Annotated in this window: 27 protein-coding genes and 1 tRNA gene; 15 read left to right on the top strand and 13 right to left on the bottom strand. The window is 63.7% G+C overall.

Going from position 1 to position 26,992, the window contains the following annotated elements; genetic code table 11:
• Window positions 1–15: 15 nt before the first annotated feature.
• Window positions 16–435, bottom strand: a complete 420-nt coding sequence (locus QMZ05_RS09930; protein ID WP_353700598.1) for a hypothetical protein — start codon at window positions 433–435, stop codon at window positions 16–18.
• 557 nt (window positions 436–992) lie between these two features.
• Here QMZ05_RS09930 and fabF point away from each other — a divergent pair.
• On the top strand, window positions 993–2,255 hold the full coding sequence (gene fabF / locus QMZ05_RS09925) for a beta-ketoacyl-ACP synthase II (RefSeq protein ID WP_353700597.1): 1,263 nt from the start codon (window positions 993–995) through the stop codon (window positions 2,253–2,255).
• A 389-nt stretch (window positions 2,256–2,644) separates the two neighbouring features.
• Here the strand turns inward: fabF and QMZ05_RS09920 are convergent, their stop codons facing one another.
• Genes QMZ05_RS09920 through QMZ05_RS09910 form a run of 3 tightly spaced genes read right to left on the bottom strand, consistent with a single transcriptional unit; the run spans window position 2,645 to window position 3,479 of the window.
• Window positions 2,645–3,082 carry a hypothetical protein gene (locus QMZ05_RS09920; protein ID WP_353700596.1) on the bottom strand — a complete coding sequence of 146 codons (438 nt, stop codon included), beginning with the start codon at window positions 3,080–3,082 and terminating at the stop codon, window positions 2,645–2,647.
• Entirely contained in the window at window positions 3,079–3,258 is a 180-nt protein-coding gene (locus tag QMZ05_RS09915) for a hypothetical protein (RefSeq protein ID WP_353700595.1), read from the bottom strand. Before QMZ05_RS09915 ends, QMZ05_RS09920 begins: the two co-directional genes overlap by 4 nt.
• Window positions 3,255–3,479 carry a hypothetical protein gene (locus QMZ05_RS09910; protein ID WP_353700653.1) on the bottom strand — a complete coding sequence of 75 codons (225 nt, stop codon included), beginning with the start codon at window positions 3,477–3,479 and terminating at the stop codon, window positions 3,255–3,257. The genes QMZ05_RS09915 and QMZ05_RS09910 overlap by 4 nt, the downstream gene beginning before the upstream one ends.
• Window positions 3,480–3,860: 381 nt before the next feature.
• On the opposite strand from QMZ05_RS09910, the gene QMZ05_RS09905 reads away from it, so the two are divergent.
• From QMZ05_RS09905 to QMZ05_RS09885, 5 genes are all read left to right on the top strand, one after another.
• Complete coding sequence (locus QMZ05_RS09905; protein ID WP_353700594.1) at window positions 3,861–4,322, top strand: Hsp20 family protein; 462 nt, start codon at window positions 3,861–3,863, stop codon at window positions 4,320–4,322.
• Between the two features lie 99 nt (window positions 4,323–4,421).
• Entirely contained in the window at window positions 4,422–4,913 is a 492-nt protein-coding gene (locus QMZ05_RS09900) for an Hsp20/alpha crystallin family protein (protein ID WP_353700593.1), read from the top strand.
• A gap of 86 nt (window positions 4,914–4,999) precedes the next feature.
• Window positions 5,000–5,329: a hypothetical protein gene (locus QMZ05_RS09895; protein ID WP_353700592.1), complete on the top strand. Its 330-nt coding sequence runs from the start codon at window positions 5,000–5,002 to the stop codon at window positions 5,327–5,329.
• A 343-nt stretch (window positions 5,330–5,672) separates the two neighbouring features.
• A complete protein-coding gene (locus QMZ05_RS09890) occupies window positions 5,673–5,915 on the top strand; it encodes a hypothetical protein (RefSeq protein ID WP_353700591.1) in 243 nt (80 codons plus the stop codon).
• Window positions 5,912–6,631, top strand: coding sequence for a Fic family protein (locus QMZ05_RS09885; RefSeq protein ID WP_353700590.1), 720 nt, complete (start codon window positions 5,912–5,914; stop codon window positions 6,629–6,631). Before QMZ05_RS09890 ends, QMZ05_RS09885 begins: the two co-directional genes overlap by 4 nt.
• A 50-nt stretch (window positions 6,632–6,681) precedes the next feature.
• Here QMZ05_RS09885 and QMZ05_RS09880 read toward each other — a convergent pair whose 3' ends face one another.
• Window positions 6,682–7,380, bottom strand: a complete 699-nt coding sequence (locus QMZ05_RS09880) for a TetR/AcrR family transcriptional regulator (protein WP_353700589.1) — start codon at window positions 7,378–7,380, stop codon at window positions 6,682–6,684.
• Window positions 7,381–7,471: 91 nt separating this feature from the next.
• On the opposite strand from QMZ05_RS09880, the gene QMZ05_RS09875 reads away from it, so the two are divergent.
• Complete coding sequence (locus QMZ05_RS09875) at window positions 7,472–8,767, top strand: MFS transporter (protein ID WP_353700588.1); 1,296 nt, start codon at window positions 7,472–7,474, stop codon at window positions 8,765–8,767.
• A 15-nt stretch (window positions 8,768–8,782) separates the two neighbouring features.
• Here QMZ05_RS09875 and QMZ05_RS09870 read toward each other — a convergent pair whose 3' ends face one another.
• Both QMZ05_RS09870 and QMZ05_RS09865 read right to left on the bottom strand, forming a co-directional pair.
• Window positions 8,783–9,025 carry a DUF3047 domain-containing protein gene (locus QMZ05_RS09870; RefSeq protein ID WP_353700587.1) on the bottom strand — a complete coding sequence of 81 codons (243 nt, stop codon included), beginning with the start codon at window positions 9,023–9,025 and terminating at the stop codon, window positions 8,783–8,785.
• An 86-nt stretch (window positions 9,026–9,111) separates the two neighbouring features.
• Window positions 9,112–11,898 (bottom strand): UPF0182 family protein, encoded by a 2,787-nt coding sequence (locus QMZ05_RS09865; protein WP_353700586.1) that lies wholly within the window; start codon window positions 11,896–11,898, stop codon window positions 9,112–9,114.
• Window positions 11,899–12,350: 452 nt separating this feature from the next.
• Here QMZ05_RS09865 and QMZ05_RS09860 point away from each other — a divergent pair, with 452 nt between their 5' ends.
• The 3 genes from QMZ05_RS09860 to QMZ05_RS09850 are packed head-to-tail and all read left to right on the top strand — an operon-like array spanning window position 12,351 to window position 14,379.
• Window positions 12,351–13,286, top strand: a complete 936-nt coding sequence (locus QMZ05_RS09860) for a class I SAM-dependent methyltransferase (protein WP_353700585.1) — start codon at window positions 12,351–12,353, stop codon at window positions 13,284–13,286.
• Entirely contained in the window at window positions 13,283–13,972 is a 690-nt protein-coding gene (locus tag QMZ05_RS09855; RefSeq protein ID WP_353700584.1) for a glycosyltransferase family 2 protein, read from the top strand. The genes QMZ05_RS09860 and QMZ05_RS09855 overlap by 4 nt, the downstream gene beginning before the upstream one ends.
• Window positions 13,969–14,379, top strand: a complete 411-nt coding sequence (locus tag QMZ05_RS09850) for a DUF2304 domain-containing protein (protein ID WP_353700583.1) — start codon at window positions 13,969–13,971, stop codon at window positions 14,377–14,379. Before QMZ05_RS09855 ends, QMZ05_RS09850 begins: the two co-directional genes overlap by 4 nt.
• Window positions 14,380–14,427: 48 nt before the next feature.
• Here the strand turns inward: QMZ05_RS09850 and QMZ05_RS09845 are convergent, their stop codons facing one another.
• The gene (locus QMZ05_RS09845) at window positions 14,428–16,122 is read right to left on the bottom strand and encodes a hypothetical protein (RefSeq protein WP_353700582.1); all 1,695 of its coding nucleotides are present in this window, start codon (window positions 16,120–16,122) and stop codon (window positions 14,428–14,430) included.
• A gap of 989 nt (window positions 16,123–17,111) precedes the next feature.
• Window positions 17,112–17,441 carry a hypothetical protein gene (locus QMZ05_RS09840; RefSeq protein WP_353700581.1) on the bottom strand — a complete coding sequence of 110 codons (330 nt, stop codon included), beginning with the start codon at window positions 17,439–17,441 and terminating at the stop codon, window positions 17,112–17,114.
• Window positions 17,442–17,711: 270 nt separating this feature from the next.
• On the opposite strand from QMZ05_RS09840, the gene QMZ05_RS09835 reads away from it, so the two are divergent.
• Window positions 17,712–18,122, top strand: a complete 411-nt coding sequence (locus QMZ05_RS09835) for a hypothetical protein (RefSeq protein ID WP_353700580.1) — start codon at window positions 17,712–17,714, stop codon at window positions 18,120–18,122.
• Here the strand turns inward: QMZ05_RS09835 and QMZ05_RS09830 are convergent.
• A tRNA-Glu gene (locus tag QMZ05_RS09830) sits at window positions 18,110–18,184 on the bottom strand. The two genes, QMZ05_RS09835 and QMZ05_RS09830, sit on opposite strands and share 13 nt — an antisense overlap.
• 536 nt (window positions 18,185–18,720) lie before the next feature.
• Here QMZ05_RS09830 and QMZ05_RS09825 point away from each other — a divergent pair.
• Together QMZ05_RS09825 and QMZ05_RS09820 are read left to right on the top strand one after the other, a co-directional pair.
• Window positions 18,721–19,173, top strand: coding sequence for a (2Fe-2S)-binding protein (locus QMZ05_RS09825; protein ID WP_074130888.1), 453 nt, complete (start codon window positions 18,721–18,723; stop codon window positions 19,171–19,173).
• Between the two features lies 1 nt (window position 19,174).
• Window positions 19,175–21,490: a molybdopterin cofactor-binding domain-containing protein gene (locus QMZ05_RS09820; RefSeq protein ID WP_353700579.1), complete on the top strand. Its 2,316-nt coding sequence runs from the start codon at window positions 19,175–19,177 to the stop codon at window positions 21,488–21,490.
• A 293-nt stretch (window positions 21,491–21,783) separates the two neighbouring features.
• Here the strand turns inward: QMZ05_RS09820 and QMZ05_RS09815 are convergent, their stop codons facing one another.
• The 3 genes from QMZ05_RS09815 to QMZ05_RS09805 form a co-directional block, all read right to left on the bottom strand.
• Window positions 21,784–23,514: a methanol/ethanol family PQQ-dependent dehydrogenase gene (locus QMZ05_RS09815; RefSeq protein WP_353700578.1), complete on the bottom strand. Its 1,731-nt coding sequence runs from the start codon at window positions 23,512–23,514 to the stop codon at window positions 21,784–21,786.
• Window positions 23,515–23,585: 71 nt separating this feature from the next.
• A complete protein-coding gene (locus QMZ05_RS09810) occupies window positions 23,586–24,233 on the bottom strand; it encodes a Rieske (2Fe-2S) protein (RefSeq protein ID WP_353700577.1) in 648 nt (215 codons plus the stop codon).
• Between the two features lie 128 nt (window positions 24,234–24,361).
• A complete protein-coding gene (locus QMZ05_RS09805; protein WP_353700652.1) occupies window positions 24,362–24,697 on the bottom strand; it encodes a hypothetical protein in 336 nt (111 codons plus the stop codon).
• A gap of 11 nt (window positions 24,698–24,708) precedes the next feature.
• Between QMZ05_RS09805 and QMZ05_RS09800 the strand changes: the two genes are divergently transcribed.
• Window positions 24,709–25,740: an RluA family pseudouridine synthase gene (locus tag QMZ05_RS09800; RefSeq protein WP_353700576.1), complete on the top strand. Its 1,032-nt coding sequence runs from the start codon at window positions 24,709–24,711 to the stop codon at window positions 25,738–25,740.
• 216 nt (window positions 25,741–25,956) lie between these two features.
• Window positions 25,957–26,853, top strand: a complete 897-nt coding sequence (rpoH, locus tag QMZ05_RS09795) for an RNA polymerase sigma factor RpoH (RefSeq protein ID WP_021077401.1) — start codon at window positions 25,957–25,959, stop codon at window positions 26,851–26,853.
• The last annotated feature ends 139 nt before the right edge of the window (window positions 26,854–26,992 follow it).

The raw sequence follows: 26,992 nt of genomic DNA, 5'->3' as shown, positions 1-26,992 counted from the left end.
GCCCAACAAACCACTTCAGGCCCTGCGCCGATTGGATCGATCCTTCCCCCGTCGGCGGCGCGGCCAGTCACGGCGTCTTTGGGGAGGATCAAGCGATCTTGCCACCTCCGCCACTGGCTTTGCTGGCGGCTCGCTGGATGGCAGATCGACGACTGTTCGAGGCGGTGGCTCTATTCGATTGGCAACCGCCGCCTCGAGCGCCGCGAGGAATTGCCGTCCCTCATCGGTGATTTCCCAGCCTTGATGATCGCGAAGAACGAATCTGGCCGAGAAGATATTCAGATCCGGTGCATGCTGAGCCAAGCGCTTCATGCGATCGGTCCAGTCCTTGCCGCTGTTCATCAGGATTTCGACGGCGTGCCGGATTTCGGCAACAGAGGCGCGTCCGGCAGACTGGCCGGCCAGCACTTTCAAGACGGTCAGTTGGAAGGACACTTCCACGTCTCCGGTCTGGCTCTTGAAGTGTCGGCGAGGTCGGTTAACCGCCCGTCAAAATTTCGTCATCGCCGCTCAACAATTGACGCAATGGATCAAGCACTCCTGCCGGGATCAATCACGCAGCGGAGTTAGCCTGAACTAAAATGGATAGGTCGGCGGCCGGAGTTCCCGATTTAACCTGATCGCGCAGCATCAAGCTTAACGCGCGAGTTCGTTTGCTTTGACGCGGTCGCCGATCAAACATCAGCGGACCGGATATTGCCCTCCATCCGGATCCACCATGGCGAAGTCGTCGCGCCACGATATTCGGTGTGACGACTTCGTTGTTGGTCCGTCAGCAGGGTGCCCGCATGAGCGCAGCGACATGCGGGGACGGACCATGAGGCGCTGCACACATCATTTCAATTCGCCTTCCAGCCTCCGCAAACGGCGTCAGGCGGTGCCTTGACGCTCGGGCGGTCGCGGTCATATATGACGATCATCATATACCAGATCAGCCTCGAAACCCTGGAAGTTCAAGTCCCGCTCACGCCGGCAACCACCACAGGAGCACCATGCGTCGAATTGTCGTAACAGGCCTGGGGACGGTGTCCCCGCTGGGCTGTGGCACCGAACTGGTCTGGTCGCGGCTGCTGGCGGGGCAATCCGGGCTGCGGGCATTGCCGGAATGGGCGATGAGCCTGCCGGCGCGCGTCGCGGGTCAGGTGCCTGACAAGGCCGGGGATGCCGAGGGCGGGTTCGATCCCGATCTGGCGGCGCCGCGCAAGGACCAGAAGAAGATGGACCGGTTCATCCTGTTCGCGCTGCTGGCGGCGGCGGAGGCCACAGTTCAGGCCGGCTGGATGCCGGCCGAGGCGCGGGCGCAGGTGCGCACCGCGACGGTGATCGCAACCGGGATCGGCGGGTTTCCCGCGATCGCGGACGCGGTGCGCACGGTGGAGAAGAGCGGCACGCGGCGCCTGTCGCCGTTCACCGTGCCCGCCTTCCTGGCCAATCTCGCGGCCGGGCACATCAGCATCCGCTATGGCTACAAGGGTGCGATCGGGGCGCCGGTGACCGCGTGCGCGGCGAGCGTTCAGGCGATCGGCGATGCGGCGCGGCTGATCCGGTCCAATGAGGCCGACGTTGCGATCTGCGGCGGTGCGGAGGCCTGCATCGATCCGGTGAGCCTCGGCGGCTTTGCGGCCGCGCGGGCGCTTTCGACGTCGTTCAACGAGGCGCCCGCCCTCGCGTCGCGGCCGTTCGACCGCGACCGCGACGGCTTCGTGATGGGCGAGGGTGCGGGCGTGCTCGTGATCGAGGAGCTCGAACATGCCTTGCGGCGCGGCGCGACGCCGATCGCCGAGATCATCGGCTACGGCACGACGGCGGACGCCTATCACATCACCGCGGGGCCGGAAGACGGCGACGGCGCCCGCCGCGCGATGGAGATGGCACTCGCGCAGGCCGGCGTGCGCGCGAGCGAGATCCAGCATCTCAACGCGCATTCGACATCGACGCCGGTCGGCGATCTCTCCGAGCTGGAAGCCATCAAGCGCGTGTTCGGGCGCGAGGGCGGGGTTGCCGTCAGCGCAACCAAGTCGGCGACGGGACACCTTCTGGGAGCTGCCGGCGGCGTCGAGGCGATCTTCACGATCCTGGCGCTGCGCGATCAGGTGGCGCCGCCGACGCTCAATCTGGAGAACGCCGATCCGGCCGCGCAGGGCATCGACCTCGTCGCAAACGTTGCGCGGCCGATGGCAATCGAGCACGCGATCTCGAACGGCTTCGGATTTGGCGGCGTCAACGCCAGTCTCGTGTTTCGGCGGTGGGCCTGAACCGGCCGGCGGTTCACCTCTCCCCGGCGGGGAGAGGTCGATTTGCGAAGCAAATCGGGTGAGGGCCGCAGGTCTCACGAGAGAGCGTGACCCCTCACCCGGCGCGGAGCCTGTGCTCGGACGGCGCAAAACGCCGATCCGAGTGCGCCGACCTCTCCCAAGGGAGAGGTGGACCTTCGACGCGGCTCAACTTGATGTCATTACGCTCCAAAGCGCGATGGGGTTGGCAGCGAGTAACCGGCGTGAGCGCAGCGACATGCGCGGATGGACCATTCCCCGGCATCGCAGGCTAGAGCATGATCCGGAAAAGTGCGAAGCGGTTTTCCGAAAAGATCATGCTTAAACAAGAATCAAAGTGCGATGACCATTCAACCTGATCTCATCGCGCTTTAGGGCCCGGATGGTCCGGTGTCGCTGGACCGGCGACGGGACCGCCGGGCAGCAAGTCGAGCCGTCGCCGAGGCAGCGACGGCCGCATGCGCCGGGCGGTGCTTCGCGACATTCTCCGACAGCGTCCTACTCTTCCGGCGCAGCCCTTCGGTCGTGGTCCGGTTCTCCGGCCTGCGAGCGCACACGCGGGAGATTGCCGGTGCGGCGCGCGGCGAAGGATCGGACGGCTCGGGCGGCAGCTCCGAAAGCCGCGAGGCGCTGGCGCAGAGCAGGAGAAACAGCGCACGCTGCGCCTTGTATCGCGCTCCGGCCTGACTGCATTCCGAGCCGCACATGATGGCATGCCCGCCGGTACCGCAGACGGCCCATTTCCACCTGCCGCGTCCGCGCCGCTTCAGCACGATGTCGAACGCCGCGAAGCGCCCGTCGCCGGTCATGCCGCGAATCGATCCGGCAGGCCGCCCTTGAGCTCGTCCAGCAGGCGCTGCTCGCGCTCGATCCGGCTCCGGTAAAGTTCGCGCTCCTTCTCGGTCGCAGCGCTCGCCAGCAGCAGGCGATAGTGGCCGATGACCTTTTCGCTGCCGCGGATCAGCACGTCGCGGAGGTCGGTCATGACGACGCCTCCGCGCTCGACGTGGCGGGGGGATCTTTCGGCAAGGTAAACGCGACGGGGAATGTTTCGGAAACCAGCGCCTCGACGGCGGCCTGCTCCTCCGACAGACGCCGTTCGATGAACTGGCGTTCGAGGTCGGAAAGCCTCGTCTTCAGCAGGCGTCGATAGCGGTGGATGTTGTTGCGGTGGGTGCGGATGCGGGCAAGATCTTGATCGAACATCATCGTCACTCCAGACGGGCGTCGTTATCCTTTTCGGTTTCGAAAAACCGGAAACGAATTCCGGTGCGAGAAAATTTATCCAGGCCGCTCTCTCTGTCAAGCGTCGCCGCTCGCCTTGCGCGGCAATCCTTAACGGCCCGCATCGCCGAGCGCCATGCTGCGGCGCGGTGTCCGTGTCATCCAAAAATCCGGCATCAAAAAAATCCGGCAAAAAGTTTTCTGACCCTCTTGAATCGACCGGTGGTTTTTCTAAGTCATTTTTCGCCGCGAGAGCGGTGTGCCGGGCGCCTTGCAGGGTCCGGCGCGGGCGCCGGGCGGACGATCTTGCGACCTGCCGTCTTGCGTTCCTTCGTAACCATCTTGCTCTTTGGAGGACTTGGTATGAGGACCACCTTCGACTTCGCGCCCCTGTGGCGCTCCACCATCGGCTTCGATCATCTGGCCGGCCTCGTCGACAGCGCGCTGCGCCAGGCGAGCGAGGACAACTACCCGCCCTACAACATCGAGCGTTCCGGCGAAGACCACTACCGGATTTCGCTTGCGGTGGCGGGTTTCGGCGCCGACGACATCAGCGTCACAGCCGAGCAGAACGCGCTGACCATCGAGGGCAGGAAGCCCGAGAAGGCCGCCGGCGAATACCTGTACCAGGGCATCGCGGCGCGTCCGTTCCGGCGCGTGTTCAACCTCGCCGACTATGTCCAGGTCAGGCAGGCCTCGTTCAGGGATGGCCTGCTGATCATCGACCTGGTCCGCGAGGTGCCGGAGGCCATGAAGCCGCGCAGGATCAATATCGCGGCCGGCAACTCCTCCTCGCCGCAAATCGAGCAGAAGCAGGCGGCCTGACCGCGCGACCGAGGCGACGGCGGAACGCGGCGCGCCGATGCGCGTCCGCGCTCCCTCGCCCCATGCATGAAGGAGAGAAGACATCTGAAGGAGAAGAGCATGGCAATTCGTGATCTCGTTCCCTGGTCGAGAAACCAGGAGCTCGTACCCTCGCGCGGCAACTATGATCCGTTCATGACGCTGCACCGCGAGATGAACCGGCTGTTCGACGACGCCTTCCGCGGCTTCGGCGCGCCAAGCCTGTCGCCCCTGATGGAAGGGCGGTTCGGCTGGCCGCAGCTCGAGGTCAGCGACACCGACAAGACGCTGACGATCTCCGCCGAGCTTCCCGGCATGACGGAGAAGGACGTGCAGATCGAAATCGCAAACGGCGTCCTGGCCATCCGCGGCGAGAAGAAGGACGAGCGTAAGGACGAAGGCAAGCACTTCACCGAGCGCACCTACGGCGCCTTCGAGCGGCAGATTGCGCTGGAAGGCGTCGAGGAGGACAAGGCGGAGGCCTCGTTCAAGAACGGCGTCCTGACGATCTCGCTGCCGAAGTCCGAAAACCCGCGGGCCGGCGTCAAGCGCATCGCCATCAAGACCCAGTAGTGTGATCACGGGCGGCGGCATCTGCCGCCGTCCGACCTGCGACAACAATCGTCCCCTTCGGAAAGGAGCGTAAAGGGAGGCAAGCAATGACCGACGCCAACACGAACTCCGGCAAACTCCATCCCCTCTTCCACCCGGCCGCGCACTACGCGTCGCCAGACGAGGTCCTGAACGACGAGGCGCTCTCCGTGCCCGAAAAGCGGATCATCCTGTCGTCATGGGCGTCCGACATGTTCGCGGTCGAATCCTGTCCCTCGCTGCGCGAGATTCCGGGCATGGATCATCCGATCCGGCTCGCCGACATTCTCGCGGCGCTGCGCCGCCTCGACGGCGACGACGACGATCCGCCGCGGCCCGGCGGCGTCCCGATGCGGCTGCGGCGGCCTTGGGCCGCCGCGTTGCGGAGAACACAATGATGGTCACGCAAGCCGTTCTGACCCTGGTGCTGCTTGGCAATCAGGCGGCGGCGTGGATCGTGCCCTTCGTCGCCCTCATGGGTGGTCGTGCCGCGCCCCGAACACGGTGAACGTCGACGAGCAAGTAGCCCGCATGAGCGCTGCGACATGCGGGGGCGGACCACTCCCCGGATATCGCGGAGCCTGTCATCGGGCGCGCATTCGCGCGACCCGTTGGCTCATCCGGGCTACGCTTTGCTGTGATCGCAATCCGAAACGACAACCCAGAAAGCCCTCCCAACTCACTGATTTCAGGAGCCTTTTCGTTAATGAAATCTCAGTCAGAAAGTGCTATATTGTTGATATGGATAAGGTCACCGCCTCCTCGACCGCAGAGCACATCCGGACCCTCGCCCGGACGTTCGACGTGTCTTATTCCGAGGGTCCAAACGACCGCCTGGCCCATCATATCTCGCGCCTGGCCGGGGATACGGTCGAGCTGGACGAGATCGAGCGGTTACTCATTGGCCTGGTACGCGCGGAACGGATTACGCGGCAGGAAATGATCCTTCTTCAGGCCCGCTATCTGCGTGAAGCCAGGCCGTGACGTTTGATCCGTTCGGCGACTTCGAAGCGCGCGGATACCTACGCAATCTTGCCCAAGAGAAAGATCCCGCAATTGCAAGGAGGCTCGAACATGCCTCCTTCACGACCGGGATAGACGATGCGTTCGCGGCGCTTCAGAAAAAGAAGGCCCTGACCTACGCGGACGTACTGACCACGCATAAGACGCTCTTCGAAGCCATGTATCCGTGGGCTGGGCAGGACCGTCTTCAAACGGCACCGGACATCGCCGTCAGCCGCGGCGGCGTCTTGTTCGCACATCCCAACTCCATCCAAAACGCAATCGAATACGCTCTGAAGCTCGGTAGCGATCCCAAGACCATGCGCGAGAAGCCCGGTGAGGTCATGGGCTATCTGGCCCACGGCCATCCCTTTCTGGATGGCAATGGCCGCACGATCATGGTCGTTCACTCGATACTGGCTCAACGCGCCGGCTTCAGCATCGACTGGGCCGCCACAGACAAGACCGCCTACCTTCAAGCGCTCACAAAAGAGCTCGACGACCCCGGCAAAGGCATCCTCGACAAATATCTCGAACCTTATGTCCGCGCAGCGGTAAGCGATCTCAAAGAACACATCGCGGCAGCCAAGGGGCTCGATGGAGGCAGGGGCGAGATGGACGCCGTTCGCGGAAGCAACGACGATCCGGCGATACAAGCCGAGTACAAACAGCAGCAGCTCAAACGCCACTCAAAATAAAGCTGCTGCTTCAAGCGGCCTCGCTCGCACTCTGCCGCGCGTCACGCGCCTCACCCCTTCGGCACGCTCGCATCGATCAGCAGCTTCGCGACCGCGAGCGCCGACTGCGCCGGGCCGTCTTCGGACTGCTGGCCGGTGCTGTAGATGCCTTCGATCAGCAGCAACAGCGCATCGCCGAGCACGGCGGGGTGACGCGCGCCCATGCTGCTTGCGAGCTCGCGCAGGCGCTTGCGGAACACCTTCTTGTGCGCTTCGGCGACCTGCCGCGCGGGATTGTCGCGCGCCGGATATTCCACGGTGGCGTTGCTCAGCCCGCAGCCGCGATAGCCCTTGCGCACCGCGCGCGTCGACAGCCCCCTGACATAGGCGAGCACGTGCTCGCGCGGATCGGCATAGGATTTTCCGTCGGGCTTCTCGAAGTCCTCCCAGAAGGCGATGTCGTAGTCGCGCATATAGGCGGCAGCGAGATCGTCCTTGGAGGCGAAGCTGCGATAGAGGCTCGGCTTGGTGACGCCGGCGCGGTCCACCACCTCATCGACGCCGACGGCGCGGATGCCCTCGCGATAGAACAGCTCGGCCGCGGAGGCGCGGATGCGGTCGGCGGCCCTGGGGCCTTTTTCGTTCCGATGGGATCGGAACGGGGCTCCAGATTCTTGTTTTGACGCGTTTTCTTTACGCGAACCGGTAGCCACTTCGCTCGAAAACGCTTTGGCCGGGCGCTCCGCGGACGGTTCGACGGCTTTCTTCATGACGGCTCTCCCGACCTTCTCTCAATCCTCTTGACAATGTTACTGACCGGTACGTATACACGCCGCATCGCAACACGTACCGGTAAGTAACATGTCCAGCACCACCGTTCAAGAAGCTCCCGTGCGCCGACGTCCGTTCGGCCAGAACTACGCGTTCGTCGTCGTCGCCGTGATCTTCCTGGCGCTGCTCGCCTCCGCCGGCCTGCGCGCGACGCCGGGCGTGCTGATGCTGCCGCTGCAAGGCGCGTTCGGCTGGGATGTCGGCGTGATCTCGTCATCGGCCGCGGTCGGCATCTTCCTCTACGGCCTCGCCGGCCCGTTCGCCGCGGCCGTGATGCAGCGCTTCGGCATCCGACGCACGGTGCTGGGCGCGCTGCTGCTGATGTCGGCATCGACAGGCGCGAGCTATTTCATGACCGCGCCGTGGCAATTGTTCCTGACCTGGGGGCTATTGTCCGGCATCGGCTCGGGCGCGGTCGCCAACGTGCTCGGCGCCACCATCGTCAATCGCTGGTTCACCACCAATCGCGGCCTCGTCATGGGGCTTTTGACTGCGTCGACCGCGACCGGCACGCTGATCTTCATGCCGGGCCTTGCGGCATTGGTGGCATGGGGCGGCTGGAAGCCGGTGGTGCTGACGGTCGCCGCATGCTGCGCGGCGCTGATCCCGCTGGTGTATTTTCTGGTGCCGGAGCGGCCCGCTTCCGTCGGCCTGCGCTCGTTCGGCGGCAAGCATGACGATCATCCCGCGCCGCCGGCGCAGGGCAATCCGTTCGTCGCCGCGATCAGCAATTTGGTGCGCGCCGCGCAGACGCGGGCGTTCTGGTTCCTGTTCGGCACGTTCTTCATCTGCGGCTTCACCACCAACGGCCTGGTCGGCACCCACCTGATCGCGTTCTGCGGCGACCATGGCATCGTCGAGGTGCAGGCCGCAGGCCTGCTCGCGCTGATGGGGTTCTTCGACCTGTTCGGCACCACGCTGTCGGGCTGGCTCACCGACCGGTTCGATCCGCGCAAGCTGTTGTTCCTCTATTACGGGCTGCGCGGCCTGTCGCTGATCTACCTGCCCTATTCGGATTTCTCGCTGGTCAGCCTGTCGGTGTTCGCGGTGTTCTATGGCCTCGACTGGATCGCGACCGTGCCGCCGACCGTGCGCATCGCCAACGAGGCGTTCGGCGACAAGAACGCGCCGCTGGTGTTCGGCTGGGTGGTCGCGGGCCATCAGCTCGGTGCCGCCTGCGCCGCGTTCTTCGCCGGCTTCATGCGCTCGGCGCAGGGCGATTATCTGCAGGCCTTCATGATCGCGGGCCTGACCGGCATCATCGCGGCCGTGCTGTCGCTTTTGATCACACGGCGGCCGGCGCAGCCGGTGCTGGCCGCGGCGTGAGGCTCCCTCCTCGCGCTAAACCCTGTGCACGGCGTTGTCGCGGGTGGTGACCTTGATATCGGCATAGCGACAGGCGCCGTGGCGGCGTTGAAACGGCGCCACGGCCAGCAGCCAGATCTTCGAGATGGCCTTTGCCGATCCGCCGATATGGGCGACGTAGTCCGCCGCGATGTCGCGTTCCTGCGCTTGCCAGGTTCCGATATCCGCTTTCCCGGAACGGACGATCATATGCGTCTCGATCGCTTTCCAGGCGGGCAACGGGCAGATGATGGCGCCGCGGCGGGCAGTGCCGCGATCGTCCTTTCCGAATCGGAGGCAGCACCAGGCCTAAGGAGCCGGGAGCACTAATGGCCGGAGGAACGTCGGTTCATGTCCTCCAAAAGCTCGCGCATTGCATCGAACTGCGTGCCAAAGCCCTTCCAGTCGCCGGACCGCAATCGTTCGACGGCTTGATTGTAGCGATCGAGCGCCTCCCTCGCCTGGCTCGTCGACGGGCCTGTGACAGGCATGTCCTCATTCGCACCCGGCACCGGCCGCGCCGCGCCAGGCTCGACGAACAGAGCCGACAAGGCCTCGCCGAGCGTCTCCTTCATCACCACATGTTCGCCATAGGCCGCGATCACCCGTTTCAGCTCCGGCAAGTGCCCGTACTCCGCGCGCAGATAGAGCGGCGATACGTAAAGGATCGAGTTCTCGATCGGTATAGCCAGCAGGTTCGCCCCGCGTATCACCCGCGAGCCCATCTGATTCCACAAGGTCAGCTGCTGCGATATCTCCGTGTTCTGATTGATCCGCGCCTCGATCTGGAACGGCCCGTAGACGAGCTTGTCCTTCGGGAATTCGTACACGATCAGCTTGCCGTAGTCGGGCGCATCGCAACGCGCCGCCAGCCACGCGATCATGTTGTCGCGGCGGCTCGGCACCATGGGAACCATGAGGAAGAACTCGGCCCGCGCCTCGCCGGGCAGCCGCATGATGATGTAATATGGGCTCATCACCGAGGTGCCGCCGCCGCTGCCCGGCTGGCGCGGGAATTGCCAGAGATCCTCGCGATTGTAGAACACTTCGGCGGCCTCCATGTGGTAGGTCTGGAACAGCCGCGCCTGAATCAGGAACAGGTCCTCCGGATATCGAATGTGCTTCTGCAAGTCCGCAGGCATCGCCGCGAACGGCTTGAACAAGTGCGGAAAGATGCGCGCGTAGGTCGCCGCAATCGGGTCCGTAGGATCCATCAAGTAGAAATCGACGGTCCCGTGATAGGCATCGATGATGACCTTCACCGAATTCCTGATGTAGTTGAGATCGAAATCCTGCACAGGCGGCGCCGACGGAAAATAGGAACTCGTCGTATACGCATCCTGTATCCAGAACATCCGCCCGCCGCTGATAACCAGATAGGGATCATGATCGAGCATGAGGAACGGCGCGATCGCGGGTACCCGCTCCCGAATATTGCGCCAGATCATGATCCGGCTCTCCGGCGTGATGTAGTTCGAGAGCAAAAGGTTCGGATCGTTGAAGTAGTACGCGAACAGCGTTCGCCATGCCACCGAGCCGATCGGAATGCCGCCAGCGCCCTCATACTCCGCATACACGTTGTCTTTGCCTTTCGGATAATCAAACTCCGGCGCACCTCCCTTGACGATGACGTAGTCGTCGCTCTCCTCGCCGAAATAGATGCGCGGCTCGACGATCCTGGGGCCTCCGTCCGCAACCGGCGGAATGTCCCGCAAATAGAACAGCGGCAGACCCTCGCTGCTCTTGCGGGTGACCGGGCTCATCACCGCGCCATTGCCGTGGGTGAACAGCACGTGGCGGTTGACCCATGTCTGCGCATTTGGCGGCAGGAGCGAGGAGCGCAGCTCGCGCGCCGAGAGCATTACACTCTGGTAGGAATCGTCGAGCCAGTAGCGGTCAACGTCGAGATCGTGGAATCTGTAGTAGGTGCGGATCTCCTGCAACTGCGCGTAGGTATCCGACAGGGGCAGCCAGTCCCACAGCCTGATATTATCGATTGTCGCCTTGTTGGCGTCGAGCGTCTTGAGGGTAAGCTTCTGTTCGGCGGCAAAGGGCTTGGCTACGATCTTGTCGAGATCGTACGCCTGCCGGGTGAGCGCGATATTGCGTTCGATGTAGGGCTTCTCCAGCTCCAGCTCGCTCGGCTTGACGAAGAATTGCCGGAACAGGGCGGGGACGACGCCGGACAATGCCGGGGCGCCGATGACGAAGAGCATGACCGCCGCCGCCGGAAGCCGGTAGCCGCGCGTCCGCAGGTTTGCCCACGCGACGAGCGCCGCGGTGATCGAGAGGGCGATCATGAGCCACAGGGCCGGCAACCCCACATGCACATCGGTGTAGCTTGCGCCGACGACAACGCCGTTGTCGCCGTAGAGCAGCAGATAGCGGTCGAGAGCGTAGGACCAGGCCTTCACCGCGAAGAGAAGGCCGAGCAATGCCGAACCGTGGGCGATCGCCATGGGCGACATCGACCGGTGATGAACGTCGTATTCGATATCGCCGCGAGCCCAATAGATCGCTGCGGCGAACACCGCGCTCAGGACCAGGGTGAGCAGGATCCAGTTCTTGATCAGGACATAGGCGGGCAGCGAGAACAGGTAGAAGCCGAGGTCCTTGTTGAAGAGCGGATCGTCTGCGCCATAGGGCGCCTGATAGAGATACTTCAGGAAGGTGCCCCAATGGCCGACTTCGGCCGCCGCGACGAGCAGCGCGGGCAAGGCTGCTCCGCCTGCGACGATCGCGGGCCACGGCAGTCGATCCAACAACAGCGCAAACGGATCCGGCGGCGCGCTGCCCGCGACCTGCCAGACGGGCGCCGCGGCAACCTGTGTCGACCGCTTGCCGGCTAAACGCAGCGCGATACACCCGTTCACCCCGAGGATGAGAGCCGTTCCCGTCCAGGCCGCAGCAAAGGTGGCAACCTTGGCGCCGATGGTTGTCCAGAAGATTTGCAAATAGCCGACCGACGAAAACCACAGCCAGTCGACCAGGAAATCGCTCGCGAGTGCGAGCAGGACCAAGCAGACCACAATGGCAATGGTCGCAAGGATCAGCCTGACCACGCCACTTTGTCGTGGTGCCTTCCGTTCGGGTCCGGTAATCCCGATCGTCATGGCTGCAATCATAGCGGAAATGAGGGGCGTCTGCCCGCCTGATTGGGACCGGGATTCCACGGAGTGCAAAACAGCCCGCGCGAAATCACGCTCCCGCGACGAAGCCGCTTCGGACAAGGCTATGGAATGGCGCGGCTTTGGCACGCCGTTCAGAATAGAACTGCGAACTCTTATGCGATTGAAATTGTTCTCTAATTCCAGACTGCGCCCACGTTATTGAGTGCAGATGGAGCAACGCGAGGAAGCCGGGAGCGCGCCATACCCTCGATCCGATCGAGCACGTCACGAAGCGCCGGAGCTCACGGACGAGCAGCGCGCCAGCGTCTTTGACCCCAACGCGGCCAAGCTGCTCAACATCAGCCTCAGCTGGCACTGCGGAGACGCCGGCGCCCGGCGGCTCCGGCGTCACCGCTCCCCGTGGCCGTTCGCCGAGCGGAACAGTTCGGCTTCGGATGCGTTTTTCCGACCGAAGAACGCCATTGGGCGGAACGCATGTGCTGATGCGCAACGACCGACCTGCCGTTACGCTTGAATGCCCCGCGTGCAATCGCGCGACGGTGCATCGGCTTCTTTACGTCAAGAACGGTTGCGACATCCTGCAATGTCCTGACTGCGGACTGGGACGCACCGAGACATCGAGCTTCGACCCCCTCGCCTATTATGACGATGGCTACTTTTCCGGCCGTCAGTCCGACGGCTACGCCGACTATCGCGGCGCCGAACCCGTGCTACGGCGCGAGTTCGCCCGCACGGTCGAGTTCATCCAGCGCCGCAAGGCACAGGGCTTCTTGCTCGAGATCGGCTGCGCCTACGGCTTCTTTCTCGATGAAGCGCGCCGCGCTGGATTTGAGGTGAGCGGCATCGAGCCCGCAGAAGCGGCTGCAGCGCATGCTGGCGATCTCGGCTTGAACGTCGTGCGCGGTCCGCTGAGCGAAGCGACTCTCAAGTCGCTTGGCACCCTGGATGTCATCGTCCTCCTCGATGTCGTCGAGCATCTGCCCGAGCCGAGGGAAGCCCTCGCGCTACTTGCGGACCATCTCCGGCCGGACGGAATCATCGTGCTGACGACCGGAGACTTCGGTTCCTTGGCAGCGCGATCGACCGGCGCGCACTGGCGCCTGATGACGCCGCCGCAGCACCTCTGGTTCTTCAACCGCGACAGCATCGCGTCTCTGGCCGATTCGATCGGTCTTCGCATAGAGAGTTCCGATCACCCCTGGAAATTCGTGCCGTTCTCGCTGATCACCTTCCAAATCGGTCGCATGCTCGGCCGCAAGATCGCGGCCAGCCCGACCGGCAACCGGTTCGCCATTCCGGTGAACCTGTTCGACGCGATGCGCGTGGTCTTGAGCAAGGCGCCCCCACGTCCGGACACGAGCTTCCCATGACCGGCCGGATTCGCAATCCCTGGGTTGTTGTCGCGGCGTACAATGAAGCACCGGTGGTCGGCAGCGTCGTGTCCGGCATTCGCCGCGCCGGATACGCGGTCATCGTGGTCGATGACGGCTCCGCCGACCGCACCGGCGACGTCGCGTTGCTCGCAGGTGGGGTCGTGGTCCAGCATCCGATCAACCTCGGACAGGGCGCCGCGCTACAGACCGGCATCGACTTCGCCCTCGAGCAGCATGCGGATGCACTCGTCACGTTCGACGCCGATGGTCAGCATTCCCCCGCGGCCATCGCGGCGCTGCTCGCGGCCATCGAGCAGCCCGGGATCGATTTCGCGCTCGGCAGCCGATTTCTCGCCGGCGCGACGGCAAATCTGCCGGTGCTGCGCCGCATCTTGCTCGGCGCCGCGATCCGGTTTACGCGCGCGAGCACCGGACTGCCAGTCACCGATACCCACAATGGCCTACGGGCGATGACCGCGCGCGGCGCCCGCGCGATCTCCTTGCGACAGAACCGAATGGCACACGCGTCCGAGATCCTGCACCAGATCGCCCAGAGCCGCCTGCGCTTTGTCGAGGTGCCGGTGAACATCGAGTACAGCGCCTATTCGCTGGGCAAGGGTCAACGCATCACCGATGCTCTGACCATCCTGATCGATCTGTTTGCGCGGAGACTCTACCGATGATCGCGCAGCTCTTTCTGACCGTCCTTCTCGCGTTGGTTCTGGTCTACGCATGGTCAGCGCATCGAACGGTGCCGATCATCGGGCTGTTCGCGAGCGGCGCCGCGCTCGCCGGCCTCTACTTCGTCTGGGTGCCGGAGCATGCCACGGCGCTTGCCGGCTTCGCGGGAATCGGCCGCGGGACAGACCTCATCGTCTACACCTGGGTCGTGATCAGCCTGCTCATCATGCTCCACTTGCATCTCAAGCTGCGGCTCCAGCTCGACATGATCACGCGGCTGACGCGCGCCGTGGCGATCGATCGCGCCAAGGAGAGCCGGCGTGAGGCAGGCCGCCCGCGAAAACGTCGCCCGGTCACGTTAGCCCGAAAGGCCGAGGCGCCCCCGATCGAATTGCAGGCGAAGAAGTAGATGCCATTGCCAAGTCGCGCGGGGCAAGTTTGTGCAGGCAGGCGTCACTCACCGAGCCCGCGACGAATTGGCGTAGATCCAGGCGAAGGGGCGGCCAAATCGTTTGACCTCGTCAACCAGTACGGCCGTCGTGCCATCGGCACAAGGCCAGCGCTCGGTGGCGATCAGGTAGTCGGCCTTGTCCAGATGTGTTTCGGCAATCCAGTTGCGACGGAACATCACGCCGGCCAGATTCTCGCGCCAGGCCAGGCAGAGCAGCACGCGCGGTGAATCGCCCGCGAACCGGCCTTCGGCGTCAATTCGCGCCTCGAGGCGGCGCAGCGCCTCGGGAGCCGCCATGCTCCAATAGTCGAGGTCGAAGCGGCCGTAAGCGCCGGGGACGCCGCCTGCCAGACCGTTCATCGCGATATATTCAAGCGGATGCAGGATGATGAGCGTCGCCAGGATGGTGGCCGTGTGCGCGCCCCCGAGGGCCACGGGCACGATCGGGAGGCGCCGCAAGAACGGCAACAGGCTCGCGAGCCCGCGCGCGGCGACGATGGCGAGCATAGGGATCACGAACAATACGTGGCGGACACCGTCATAGAGCGTCGAACCTTGCAGGATGAGCACCGCGGTAGGCCCGAACGCCGCGACACTAACGACCAGCACCGCGCGCGCTCCTGCGAGCTCGGAAGCGACCGGTCGCAGTCCCGCGACGCCGGACCGACGCAGGGCGCTGAAGGTGGCGCGGATCCACGACCCTGCAGCACCGATCCAGACCGCCATGCCAAGCAACAGCAACGCCAGAAAGCCCTCCGGCAGACGCGCCACGAGCTGTCCCGGGATGTACCAGGCGGGCACGTTATCGGTGAACGTGAGCCGGCCCCAGTTCTGGAATTCGAACGACGTGTCGAGCGTACCAAAGTGCCGATATGCCTCGAGGAATTGCGTGAGCGGATTTCCAATCTGCAACCACGGCCAGAGCGCAACCGCTGTCAAGCAGGCGATGAGGATGACGAGCAACGTATGCAAGGCGATCTGAAGCAATTGGCCATAGCCCGTGCGGCCATGGCGCAGCAGCACCTCGAGCGCGCACAGGCTCATGCCGCCGACGAGGTAGGCGTGCGTGATCACCCCGCCGGTGCGCGTTGCGATGGCGAGACCGGTGGCAAGGCCTGTCATAAGGGTCAGACGCCAGCTGGGCGCCCCCTGCCGCACCATCAGGACGATCGCGAGGGTCGACCAGCTCATGGCGAACAGGAACGGCACGTCGATCGGGGCGAAGAACAGGTTGCCGTAGAGGTAGCCGGTCAGCAGGCACAGGGTGAGCGCCGTCAACCCAGCCCAGGACCCGACCGTGAGCCGTGCGATCGGCACGACAGCGGCGAGCCCAGCGAGACCGACCAGAAAGGTCATGGTGTGCCGGACCGTGATCGGGCTCGCGAGCGCAAGCGACTGCACCGCCGCGACGAGCATCTGAAACCACGGTCCATACATCCACAGATACTCTTCGACCGTCTCGAACTGAGACCGGTCCGCAAAAGCGCTCGTGTACCAGGCAAGCGCCTTGGGGCCGTACTCGTCGGTGTTGAATTCGTCGGTCGACAGCCCGTAGTCCGCGGCGGTCGCAAGCCCGATGATTAGGGCCACGCCGAGCACAAGGAGCACGAGCAACGTCTCGGCATGGCGAGCAGCAAATGCGAGGCCGAGTTGCGGCCTCACAAGCCCGGAGCTGTCGCGATCCACCCGTTCAAGCGCCATGCAATGTCCTTAACCGGTTGCATGACCACGCACTGGGACCGCCCGGAACGCGGTGGGAATTTGCGCTGCGGAAGCACCCGTCACTTGAAGCTATCATCTCGCTCAACCGCTTAATCGGGAACGACCCCCAGCGCACCTCAAGTGTTGTACTTTGGCTGGACTTCGGTAACACGCCTGACGGGAACTTTGTTCCCGAGGTTTCAAATCAGGTCAGCCAAGGCGGATGAGCAATCGCGATCCTTCTTGCCGGAGGTGCCGGATTCATTGGAGCCACACGGTGTACGAACTTGTTGATCGTGGCGAACAGCCGCGGACATCGACCGCAAGTCTGCGTCTTGACTCATCCCGAACATCGCATTGCAAGCATCAAGGCCTCCATATGCCAGGCTAGATCAAGCGATCGAGGTCGGGATGAGGTGCCTGCATATATTTGCCGCTCCAGATGGAGAATCCCATTTTGGGGAGGTGGACGTCGCGACGACGATGACCCCGCTATTCCCCAACGAGCGCCTTTTGAGCTTTCGGCATACTACCTGGCGTCACGCGTCCGTTTTGTTCACATCCCAGCTGGGATGCGCGAAGCCGGTTTTCACATGCCACCGGATAGACTGCTCGCCGTATGGCCGGACGGCCACGTGGAATTCGAGACGAGCGATGGAAAGGTGAGACGCGTTACTGCAGGACATGCAGTCCTCGTCGAGGATACCCACGGGAAGGGACATATCTCGCGCCATCCACCGGAAGGACAGAACCTTATTTTGGTTATGCTGCCAAACGGTCTTGGGTTGCCATCTGACTAATCAGCTTCGCGGCCCTTGGCCGATGCCGATGAACCGGCAACCTTCCGAAAGGGGGGCATCGTGTGGCAGTGTAGGAAACGACGACATCCGGCAGCTTTGGCGCTCCCTAGGGAACTGCGGGAACTTCACCAAATCAACTGCTTAGCGCCAGATTTGGGGCAAACATCCTCCATTGATCTCCAAAACGTTTTAGCCATCCGCCCCAAACTCGCCGCTACCTTCAAGCATGAACGCAGTAAAAAGCCGACTAATTAGGTCGAGCGCTTGATAGATTGGCAAGTTGCGATGAAAGGATTTGCTTTTCAGGTGGGCTTCCGTTCGCCCATCAGTATCTGTCCATGAAACCTTAAACAGCGTGCTGCAACCCTTCGGCAACTCGATTGGCGCTTGAAAGCCAAAATCAACTCGCTCGGGATAAGACACATTAATATTGGCATCGCCGACGCTATAGTCCCCAGGGAGAATTGGCCCCTGCAAAGCTATGCAAACAAAGAAATCAATTTTCGATGGCGTTTGCACAAGTCTTACTTATGTTTTTCGCGATTGCTGCGTTCTAGGTTTAAGATGCGGCTTCCGCACGTTCTGGTTTATAAGCCTCCGACAGTCGCTGGGCAATGAATTGCCGGACCCAGCCACATCATCAGTTTTTCCTTCCATCATTCGAAATGCGATTTCCGCGTCGACAAGGCTTATGACGCGGGCTTCCATGGCGCGTCCGCCTTCCCGACGCCGATGACTTTGAATACACCCGGCGGAAGACTGGCGTCCCCCGTCGTCGTTGAGAAGGCGATGTCGCTTAAGAAGGCGCTAGACGCACTGCCACGAAAACACGTTTGCATTCTCACGACGGAATACGGCAAGCCCGTCTACGGCTTCAGCGGTTGGACGCGCGACGCGATGGATGAGGCCGGCCCGCCGCTCGACTGCCGACCGCACGGCCTACGCAAGACGTTCGGACGCCTCCTCGCCGATGCTGGCGCGACTGCGCACGAGATCATGGCAGCGATGGGCCATCTCACTCTGCTGAAGCTGAACGCCATACGCGCGAGGCGGATCGGCGGCGCGGTGGACGCCGCGCGATCGCGAAGCTCGAGGACCACAAGGCGAACAAAATGCCCCAAACCCATTCTGCAGGTTTGGGCAAATCGCCAAAAAGCTGAAAGAGATCAACGCGTGGAGGGCCTGGCTGGCGCTCCCTAGGGGAATCGAACCCCTGTTTCAGCCTTGAGAGGGCCGCGTCCTAACCGCTAGACGAAGGGAGCGTTGAGAGGCAAGGCAATAGCCTTGAAATCCCCCCGCCGCAAGGTGCCTTGTGCATTGCGGCGGGGATTTTGTCATCCATGCTTTACAGACCGGGCCGGCGGTTTCGGCATGGATGGGGTCCCAAACGGGCCAAGCCCGGGGCCTCAGCGCGTCGCATCCGCGCGGATACAGCGATGCGGCCGCGCCGATTGCATGACGGCCACCTCCGGATGTCATGTCTGCGTCGCACACGGCCCTGCTTTTGACAAACCGCAAATGCAAAACTGCTCTCTCTAGAACACCTGCCTGTGAAGTCACTCGCCGCCTTGCTCTGCTAACATCGCAGCCCTTCACCATGCTGCGCCGGGCAAGGCGCTCGAGAAGCAAGAGGAGTGCTTGGAACAAAGCGCAATCCCTTGGCGCACGACAATTTGGCTCACCAACATCTTCACAAACATCTTGGCAAAACAAACATCAGCGCGGCCGCAGGCGATGGAAGACGTTCCGCACCTCGCGCCGCAACCGGTCAATAGCTTAGGCAGAGCGAGGACAGACCATGATCAAACTAAAAATCAACGGCCAGGAACAGAATTGGGACGGCGATCCGGATCTTTCGCTGCTCTGGTATCTGCGTGACGAAGCCGGCCTCACCGGCACCAAGTTCGGCTGCGGCCAGGCGCTGTGCGGCGCCTGCACCGTGATCATCGACAAGGAGGCGGTGCGCGCCTGCATCACCTCGGTGTCCGACGCGGCCGGCCGCGAGGTCACCACCATCGAGGGGTTGCACCCGACCGGCGACCATCCGGTGCAGAAGGCGTGGCGCCAGGTCAATGTTCCGCAGTGCGGCTATTGCCAGGCCGGCCAGATCATGCAGGCCGCGGCGCTTTTGGACCAGAACCCGAAGCCCAATCACGACCAGATCCGCGAAGCCATGTCGGGTAATATCTGCCGCTGCGGCTGCTACCAGCGGATCGAGAATGCCGTGCATCTCGCATCGACGGGGGTGTGACATGAATATCCGCACCAATCCGAACAAGCTTCGTGGCTTCGAGAAGCACGCCAGGATCGAGAATCTTTCCCGCCGCAGCATCCTGAAGGGGCTCGGCATCGCCGGCTCCTTCGTGCTCGCCGCGCCCGTGATGACGCGCCAGGCGTTCGCCTATGAGACCGGTGCCGGCAAGATGCCGCACGGCGTCGTGGTCGACCCGCGCGTGTTCGTCGCGATCGCGCCCGACGGCGTCGTCACCATCCTGGCGCACCGCTCCGAGATGGGCACCGGCGTCCGCACCAGCCTGCCCTTGATCGTCGCCGAGGAGATGGAGGCCGACTGGTCGCGCGTCCATGTCCAGCAGGCGCATGGCGATGAGGTCAAGTTCGGCAACCAGGACACCGACGGCTCGCGCAGCACGCGGCACTATCTGATTCCGATGCGCCAGATCGGCGCCGCCGCGCGCACGATGCTGGAAGCCGCCGCCGCCAAGAAATGGGGCGTGCCGGTCAGCGAGGTGAAGGCGCAGAACCACGAAGTCGTGCATTCCGCGAGCGGACGCAAGATCGGCTTCGGCGATCTCGCGGCCGATGCCGCCAAGGAACAGGTGCCCGATATCAAGGGCCTCAAGCTGAAGGATCCGAAGGACTTCCGCTATCTCGGCAAGGGCCAGGTCTCGATCGTCGATTTGCACGACATCACCACCGGCAAGGCGCATTACGGCGCCGATACCCGCCTGCCCGGCCTGAAATACGCCGTCATCGCCCGGCCGCCGGTCACCGGCGGCAAGGTGAGGTCGTTCGACGACAGCGCGGCGATGAAGGTGCCGGGCGTCGAGAAGGTCATGGAGGTCAAGGGTTGGCCGTGGCCATCCAAGTTCCAGCCGCTCGGCGGCGTCGCCGTGATCGCCCGCAACACCGGCGCTGCGATCAAGGGCCGCGATCAGCTGAAGATCGTCTGGGATGACGGCGCCAATGCCAAGTACGACTCCGTCGCCTATCGTGCGTCGCTCGAAGAGGCTGCGCGCAAACCCGGCCTCGTGGTGCGCAAGGAAGGCGATGTCGATGCGGCGTTGAAGAGCGCCGACAAGGTCATCACCGGCGAATACTACCTGCCGCATCTCGCCCATGTCAGCATGGAGCCGCCGGTCGCGGTTGCCGACGTCAAGGGCGACAAGGCCGAGATCTGGGCGCCGGTGCAGAGCCCCGGCGGCACCCGCGAGGATGTCGCCAAGACGCTCGGGATCCCCGAGGACAATGTCACCATCAACGTGACGCTGCTCGGCGGCGGCTTCGGCCGCAAGTCGAAATGCGACTTCGCGCTCGAGGCGGCTTTGCTGTCGAAGGAACTCGGCGCACCGGTCAAGGTGCAGTGGACCCGTGAGGACGACGTCCATCACGACTTCCTGCACACGGTCTCCGTCGAACGGATCGAGGCCGGCCTCGACAAGGGCGGCAAGGTGATCGCGTGGCGGCACCGCAGCGTGGCGCCGACCATCGCCTCGACCTTCGCCGCCGGCGCCAATCACGAAGCGCCGTTCGAGCTCGGCATGGGCCTGATCGACAACCCGTTCGAGATCGCCAATCTGCAGTGCGAGAATCCGGAAGCGGCCGCGATGACGCGGATCGGCTGGTTCCGCTCGGTCTCCAACATCCCGCGCGCCTTCGCGGTGCAGTCCATGGTCGGGGAAATCGCGCACGCGACGAACCGCGACCAGAAGGACATGCTGCTGGAGCTGATCGGATCGCCCCGGATCGTCAACCTGTCCTCGGTGAAGGATCCCTGGAACTACGGCGAGCCCTATGAGAGCTACCCGATCGACACCGCGCGGCTGCGCAAGGTGGTCGAGCTGGTTGCCGAAAAGGGCGAGTGGGGCCGCACCGTGCCGAAAGGCCACGGTCTCGGCATCGCCGTGCACCGCTCCTTCGTCAGCTACATCGCGACCATCGTCGAGGTGGCGGTCGACGACAAGGGCAAGTTCACGGTGCCGCGGGTCGATACCGCGATCGATTGCGGCACTTACGTCAATCCGGAGCGGATCAACTCGCAGATCGAAGGCGCTGCGATCATGGGGCTGAGCCTCGCCAAATACGGCGAGATCAGCTTCAAGGACGGCAAGGTCCAGCAGAGCAATTTCGATGACTTCCCGGTGATCCGGATGGACGAGTCGCCTGGCATCACCAACGTCTACATCGTGCCGCCCGGCGCGGACACCCCGCCGAGCGGCGTCGGCGAGCCCGGCGTGCCGCCGTTCGCACCGGCGCTGATCAACGCGATCTTTGCCGCCACCGGAAAGCGGATCCGTGCATTGCCGATCGGCAAGCAGCTGGAGACGTGAGGCAGTCGTACCGCTAGACGAAAAGATCGGACGCCCGCGACGCTTTGTTCGCGGGCGTCTTGCTTTGAAGGCAGGATGATTTTGGATCGTCGATCGCAGAATGGGTTCCTTCGTCATTGCGAGGAGCGACAGCGACGAAGCAATCCATCGCTCCGCATATGCGGACAGATGGATTGCTTCGCTTCGCTCGCAATGACGTGGATAGAACCGTGCGCGGACCGGGAAGCGGCCGGTCTCCCCAACCGCCGCTTCCCGATCGCATCGCCCCCTGTCGGAAGGTCGCGCGTCTCTTGCTACTTCTTGTCGAGCGCGAACACCCAGATCACGCCGCCTTGCGGGACGTTGTTCTCGAAGCCGTTGACCTTGCCGGCCAGCGCGTCCTGGATGCGCTGGGCGTCGACGCCCCAGCCCGACTGGACCGCGATGTACTGCGTTCCATCGACCTCATAGGACATCGGCATCGCCATGATGCCGGAGTTGGTCTTCTGCTCCCACAACAGCTCGCCGGTCTTGGCGTTGAAGATGCGGAAGGCGCGGTCGTTGGTGCCGCCGGCGAGAACGAGATCGCCTGCGGTTGCCGTCACCGCGCCGAACAGCTGCGACGTCTTGTAGCCGTGCTGCCAGACCTTCTTGCCGGTGACCGGATCCCACGCCTGCAACTCGCCGAAATGATCGGCATTCGGCGCGGGGATCAGTCCGATGTCTTCCGGCTTGGTGCCGAGCCAGAGCTGGCCGGGAACCAGTGGTTGCTTCTCGCCGGTGAAACCGCCGCAGAAGTTTTCGTTGGCGGGAACGTAGACGAGCTTGGTGTTCGGGCTATAGGCCGCCGACGGCCAGTCCTTGCCGCCCCACAGTGATGGGCAGAACTCGACCCGCTTGCCGAGCACCGGCTTGTGCTCGGGATCGACGATCGGCCGGCCGGTCTCGGCCTCGATGCCCTTCCAGACATTGGTCTTCACGAACGGCCAGCCGGCGACATAGTTGATCTTGTCCGGCTTGCGCTCCAGCACCCAGAAGATCGCGTCGCGTCCCGGATGAACCAGGCTCTTGAACGACCGTCCGTCGCGCTGCATGTCGATCAGCATCGGCGCGTCGACCTCGTCCCAGTCCCAGGAATCGTTCTGGTGATACTGGAAATGGGTCTTGATCTTGCCGGTGTCGGGATCGAGCGCGAGCACCGAGCTGGTGTAGAGGTTGTCGCCGGCATGCATCGAGCCGGGCCATGGCGCGGCGTTGCCGACGCCCCAATAGACCGTCTTGGTGTCCTTGTCGTAGGTGCCGGTCATCCAGGCCGATCCGCCGCCCGACTTCCAGTCGTCGCCGCTCCAGGTCTCGTGACCGGGCTCGCCTTCGCCGGGGATGGTGAAGGTGCGCCACAGCTCCTTGCCGCTGCTCGCGTCATACGCGGCAACGTAGCCGCGCACGCCGAACTCACCGCCGGAGCCGCCGACGATCACCTTGCCGTCGACGGTGAGCGGCATCAGCGTCATGTACTGACCCTTCTTGTAGTCCTGGACCTTGGTGTCCCAGACCACCTTGCCGGTCTTGGCGTCGAGCGCGACCACGTGGTCGTCGGTCGTCGCGAGATAGAGCTTGTCCTCCCACAGGCCGACGCCGCGGCTCGTCGGATGCAGCTGGAACAGATCGTCGGGAAGCTGCCGCTTGTAGCGCCAGTACTCCTCGCCGGTCTTCGCATTGAGCGCGATCACCTGCCCCATCGGGGTCGCGACGAACATCACGCCGTTGTTGACGATCGGCGGCGCCTCGTGGCCCTCGATCACGCCGGTCGAGAATGTCCAGGCCGGCTTCAAGTCTTTGACGTTGGATGTGTTGATCTGGTTGAGCGGACTGAAACCCTGTCCGTCATAGGTCCGGCGATAGAGCATCCAGTTGCCGGGTTCGGGATTTTCGAGACGCTGAGACGTCACCGGACTGTAGTTTTCGATCGGCCCCGCGACGGCGTAGGTCGAAATGAGGCACGTGAATGCGACACAACTCGACAGTAACCACTGCTTGCTTGTCATGAGATGCTACCTCCCTGCTCTGTTCTATTTTTTCAGTTTTATTTAGATCATGCAGAACTCCCGGTGTGGCCTCATCCTCCCTGCTGAGCACCCACCTTCCCAACGAATGGCGCTGCGACCGTGATCGCGCCGTCGGCCACCGTCAGCGGCAATGCCGCGAGGCGACGTGGCGCCGGCCCGAACACGACCTGCGCATTCTGCCGCGGATCGTATTCGGAGTTGTGACAGAGACATTTCAGAACGTTCTTGTCGCCCTGCTCTTCCTTCACCCAGGCGGTGATCGGACATCCGGCGTGCGAGCAGATCACGGAGTAGCAGACGATGCCGTCAGGCGCGCGCGCACGCGTGGCATCGTCCAGCTCGTTCGGATCGAGCTTGACGAGCACGACTTCGTTCAGCCGCGAACCTTTGCGGACGACCGAGGTCTTCGGGTCCTGCGGCCAAGCGCGAACGGGCGGCCCGCCCAACGTCAGATCATCCGACTTGATGACCTGGCCGGCCTTGTCGCCTTCGGCGCGCACAAGCACATCGGCTTTTTGCGGTCGCTCACTGGCGCCGGGCTGATCTTCATCGTCGGCGGCTGCAGGCTCGATCGCGGCGAGACAGGCGCAGCCCGCGAGCGCGGTCAACAGCGCGCGGCGCGTCGGATCGGTGCACGACCCCACCGCATCGGATTCACCGCGTTGTTCGATGGAAGCGTTGGGGTTGGATTGCGACATGGCGCAAGCTGAACGTGCAACTCGGCCGAAAAGATGGCGGCACACCTTCTCGATGCGCGAACGCATGCGCAAAAAATACGCTGCAGCTTTTGGTTGATCGACTGCGCGCCGCTTCGCGATTGCGAAGGTCAGGGCTCGTTGACGAAGCTCAGCCTGCCGACAGGTTTCAGCGTCTTTGCATCAAATGTGCGGATCTCTGTTGCACCGCCTATATCGAGCGTGAGCACCAGCCGCTCGCCGGCGACGCCGGTTGCGACGATGCGGGCGCCTTTCGGCAGCGCAGCAGTGACGTCGGACATCGAAACGGGGCTTCCCTCGCTGCGATAAAGGCGGTAGCCGATGGCGATCAACACGACGGCCACGGCCAGTGCCGAGGTCAGGCCCGCGATCAGCATCATGCGCCGCACCCGCGCGATCAGCGCGGCCTGGTCGGGGGTCGGTTCGGTCACAGCGGTGTCGGTCATCACAAGGCTCTATGTCTTTGCAAGTTACTTCGCAGCAGGTCTCATCGAATGGCGGTCGGAAGCTGGAGGTCATCGTCGCTGGCGACGAGGGCTCGGCCCGGCTTGACCGCGTGCTCGCACAGCGCACTCCGGAGCTGTCGCGGTCCCGGCTGAAGGCGCTGATCCTCGCCGGTTCCGTGACCGTCAAGGACGCCGTCGTCCGCGACCCCGCTTATCATGTCGCTAGCGGCGATACGATCATAATCGACGTGCCGGAGGCCGCCCCCGCCGAGCCTCAAGGCGAGGACATCGCGCTCGATATCGTGTTCGAGGACGACGATATCATCGTCATCGACAAGCCCAGGGGCCTGGTCGTGCATCCGGCCGCCGGCCACGCCACGGGAACGCTGGTCAACGCGCTGATCGCCCATTGCGGCACCAGCCTGTCCGGCATCGGCGGGGTCAAGCGGCCGGGCATCGTGCACCGGCTCGACAAGGACACCACCGGGCTGATGGTGGTTGCCAAGAACGACCACGCCCACCAGTCGCTGACCGCGCAGTTCGCCGACCATGGCCGCACCGGCCCGATGGAGCGCGGCTACATGGCGTTCGCCTGGGGCGTGCCGAACCGGCCGCACGGCACGATCGACGCACCGATCGACCGCCACCCGCATGCCCGCGAGAAGATGGCCGTGCGCCAGGGCGGCCGCGAGGCGATCACCCATTTCGAGGTGCTCTCGAGCTTTGCCGGCCGCGACGGCAAGCCGGTCGCCTCGCTGCTGGCCTGCCAGCTCGAGACCGGCCGCACCCATCAGATCCGGGTGCACCTCGCCCATCTCGGCCATCCCCTGATGGGTGACAGCGTTTACGGCGCCCACTTCAAGACCAAGGCCGGACAGCTTGGCGCGGAAGGTAAGCACGCACTTACCGCGCTCGACCGGCAGGCGCTGCACGCCTATCTGCTGGCTTTGGAGCACCCCCGCACCGGGGAACTTTTACGCTGGGAGTCGCCCCTGCCGGAGGATTTGCTTCTCCTGGAACGGGCGCTGGCAGCGGCGGTATGACGCACCCCTCCCGGAAAAGGCCCGTCATGACAACAGGTTATACCTGCCACACGGGGACGTGACGTCAGCAATCCTTCCCTATCACGGACCGTTTAGTGTATGTTGCACCTGCGCTGAATATCCAGCGCGGAACATCGCAGCATGGCCGGCTTTAACCCAGCGGCCACCTGCCGGGCCCGCCGCTATCGGGGGTCTGAACCACTGGAGGGCGCTCGAATGGCCCGTACAGCTACGTTACCGGTCCTCAACGGAGAATCCGGTCTTTCCCGTTACCTCGCCGAGATCCGCAAGTTCCCCATGCTGGAGCCCCAGCAGGAGTACATGCTCGCCAAGCGTTGGCGCGAGCATGACGATCGCGACGCGGCGCATAAGCTCGTTACCAGCCATCTCAGGCTCGTGGCCAAGATCGCCATGGGCTATCGCGGCTACGGCTTGCCGATCTCCGAGGTCGTCTCGGAAGGCAATGTCGGCCTGATGCAGGCGGTGAAGCGATTCGAGCCCGAGAAGGGCTTCCGTCTCGCCACTTACGCCATGTGGTGGATCAAGGCGTCAATACAAGAGTACATCCTGCGTTCCTGGTCGCTCGTGAAGATGGGCACCACCGCGAACCAGAAGAAGCTGTTCTTCAACCTGCGCAAGGCGAAGAGCAAGATCTCCGCGCTGGAAGAGGGTGATCTCCACCCCGACCAGGTGAAGCTGATTGCCAAGCGCCTCGGCGTGACCGATCAGGACGTGGTCGACATGAACCGCCGCCTCGGCGGTGACGCGTCGCTCAACGCCCCGATCCGCGACGACGGCGAAGCCGGCGAATGGCAGGACTGGCTGGTCGACAACTCGCCCAACGCCGAAGCCCTGATGGCCGAGAGCGAGGAGTTCGATCATCGCCGCCAGGCCCTCAACGGTGCGATCGGCGTGCTCAACCCGCGCGAACGCCGCATCTTCGAGGCGCGTCGTCTGGCGGATGAGCCGATGACGCTGGAAGACCTCGCCGCCGAGTTCGGCGTATCGCGCGAGCGCGTGCGGCAGATCGAGGTCCGCGCGTTCGAGAAGGTGCAGTCGGCCGTCAAGGGCACGATCGCCCGGCAGGAAGCAGCTCTCGAAGCCGCGCACTAATCGCGCGACAAACGAGCCAACAGACACGAAAGCCGGCGGCAACGCCGGCTTTTTTGTTGCCTGTAGCAACCATTAAGTCGTGACGCCGGTTTCGCGCCAAGGCGTCCCGCGCTGTACGACGGTGTTGGCATAGATCAGC

The organism is Bradyrhizobium sp. INPA03-11B (assembly GCF_040446015.1).
In the GTDB taxonomy this organism is placed as follows: domain Bacteria; phylum Pseudomonadota; class Alphaproteobacteria; order Rhizobiales; family Xanthobacteraceae; genus Bradyrhizobium; species Bradyrhizobium macuxiense_A.
This window is presented reverse-complemented; position numbering and strand designations above follow the sequence as displayed.